Annotated in this window: 1 protein-coding gene and 1 other annotated feature; the gene reads right to left on the reverse strand. The window is 63.1% G+C overall.

Translation table 11 applies throughout. From position 1 onward, the window contains the following. Positions 1-39 precede the first annotated feature (39 nt). Positions 40-1,268 (reverse strand): IS3 family transposase gene (locus tag MTR64_RS21245; protein ID WP_243996587.1). Its coding sequence is split into 2 segments (ribosomal slippage): positions 40-980 and positions 980-1,268, totalling 1,230 coding nucleotides; the frame shifts between segments, so codons are not numbered across the junction. Beyond that, positions 873-987 (reverse strand) — a sequence feature (AL1L pseudoknot). Its footprint overlaps the gene before it by 115 nt. Positions 1,269-1,321: the final 53 nt, after the last annotated feature.

The following is a 1,321-nucleotide window of genomic DNA, read 5'->3' on the forward strand; positions in this document are numbered from 1 at the left end:
TGAAGCGCCCCGGGTTTTCCGGAGGCTATCCGGTTTGACTCAGGCAGCCATATCGAGGGTCTCGATGGCTGCAAAGTAATTTGCCTCTGCCTCGGCGGGCGGAATGTAGCCGATGGGGCCGAAGAGGCGATGCTCGTTGTACCAGTGGACCCAGCGCAAGGTGGCCATTTCGACGGCCGACACACTCGGCCAGGAGCGCTGGCGCCAGATTACCTCTGCCTTGTAGAGGCCATTGATCGTTTCGGCCAAGGCGTTGTCATAGGAGTCGCCCACGCTCCCGACCGAGGGGACGAGATTGGCTTCGGCGAGGCGCTGTGTGTAGTTCATGGCGAGATATTGAACGCCCCTGTCGCTGTGATGGATCAAGCCATCGTCCGGGACGGGACTGCGGGCATGGATAGCTTGCTCCAGGGCATCCAGGACAAAGCCGGCCGTCGCCGAGGTGCTGACCTTCCATCCCACGATACGCCGAGCAAAAGCGTCGATCACGAAGGCCACGTAGACGAAGCCTGCCCAGGTATGCACGTACGTAAAATCGACCACCCACAAGGCGTTGGGCCGGGCGACACGGAACTCCCGGTTGACCTTGTCGAGCGGGCACGGTGCCTTGGGATTGCTGACTGTGGTGACGGTCTTCTTGCCACGCCGGATGCCGGCCAGGCCCATGCTGCGCATCAACCGTTCCACCGTGCACCTGGCGACCGAAATTCCCTCGCGGCGCAGTTGATGCCAGACCTTGCGCGAACCGTAGAGGCCAAAGCTGTTCTCGTGCACGCGCTTGATATGCTCGCGCATGCCGTCATCGCGTCGGGCACGTGCTGGACGCCTGGCGGGGTCGGCCAGGCGGGCAGCATGTTCACGATAGGAGGACGGGGCGACCGCCAGTTCGCGGCAGATCGGCTCGATACCCAGGTCCTCGCGATGCGCGTCGATGAACGACATCATCATCTCTCGCGGCGGTCGAGCTCCGCCATCGCAAAATACGCCGATGCCTTGCGCAGGATCTCGTTCGCGCGCCGCAGTTCCTTCACCTCGCGCTCGAGCAGCTTGATCCGCGCCTTCTCATCGGCGGCCTGCGCCGCTGGTCCCGTTCGTCGGCTCGCCTCCTCACGGCACCAGCGGCGCAGCGTCTCGGCCGTGCAGCCGATCATGCCGGCTATCGAGGTCATCGCCTCCCACTCCGATGCATGATCGGCGCGATGCTCATACACCATGCGTATCGCCCGCTCACGGGTCTCAGGTGAAAACTTGTTCCGGGTCTTGCTCATCACGAAAGCTCCTGCTCACAAATTGGAGCCTCCGGAAAACCCGGGGCGCTTCA

This window comes from Novosphingobium album (ex Hu et al. 2023) (assembly GCF_022832385.1).
Classification (GTDB): domain Bacteria; phylum Pseudomonadota; class Alphaproteobacteria; order Sphingomonadales; family Sphingomonadaceae; genus Novosphingobium; species Novosphingobium album.